This window comes from Polaromonas sp. P3_C2, assembly GCF_056402675.1.
In genome coordinates this window covers 1-851 of record NZ_JBFUGX010001099.1, presented here as the reverse complement: position 1 = coordinate 851, position 851 = coordinate 1, and the positions used below count along the sequence as shown (strand labels likewise).

Genomic DNA, 851 nt, shown 5'->3' with positions numbered 1-851 from the left:
ATGTGCGGCAGCTCCTTGGCCAGCTCGCGCGCGTAGACGCCGCCCAGGCTCCAGCCGATCAGGCTGACCTTGCGGCCCGTGGTTTCGAAGGTGCGGGCGAGGCTGTCGCGGGCTTCTTCCAGCACGCCGGCGCGCGGGCCAAAGTTAAACCCCTGTTCCCAGCCCCAGGGCCTGTAATTGAGCGACTGCAGGTATTGGCGCAGCGGCACCGTGGTGGCGTCATTGGCCGACAGGCCTGGAAACACCATCACGGCATGGCCGTCGCCGCGTGGCGCGCGGGCCAGCAACGGCCAGGCGGGCAGCAGGGCGCCGAACTCCCAGAACGCACGCAGCTCAAGCGCCAGCAGCCAGGCGCTGGGCGGAACATCGTGTGGGGACGGTTTTGCTTGATCTTGGGGGGAGGAGGAAGACGGATTTCGCCTGGATGACGGGCTTGCCATGGCTTGGAGCATTGATTGTCTTGTTGGAGTTCCGACTCAAAGAGTATGGAGGCGCTTACGGTTTTTTACAGAGAGAGGTCTCTCTAACGTGGACGCTTCGCTGCGGTTTTCGTCGCGTTCGTGACAGCGGCTTTGCGGGTTTTTACCGGGGCGGCCTTCACGGCGGTTTTAACGGAGGCCTTCTTTGTCCTCTTTTTCGGCGCGGGCGCTGTGGCGGCGGATGCAACAGGCGCTGCGCTCACCATCAAGGTTTGGGCCTGAGTGAAGGCCTCCTCGATTGCTTTCGCCAAATCCTTCGCATGCGGCAGCGCCTTCTTGTCAGCAACGATGCCGAAATCCACATGGCCGGCATAGGTCTGTATGGTGATATTGAGCGCCAGCCCGTGCATGACGATGGACAGCGGGTGGAAG

General features: G+C 62.6%; 2 protein-coding genes. Both read right to left on the bottom strand.

Annotation, left to right across the window (positions count from 1 at the left end):
• The coding region (locus tag AC1DWI_RS24885) for an esterase/lipase family protein (protein ID WP_477726143.1) at positions 1–440 on the bottom strand (440 nt) is incomplete at its 3' end.
• An 83-nt stretch (positions 441–523) separates the two neighbouring features.
• Positions 524–851 (bottom strand): WS/DGAT domain-containing protein (locus AC1DWI_RS24880; protein WP_477726142.1); only part of this gene is annotated, 328 nt, incomplete at its 5' end.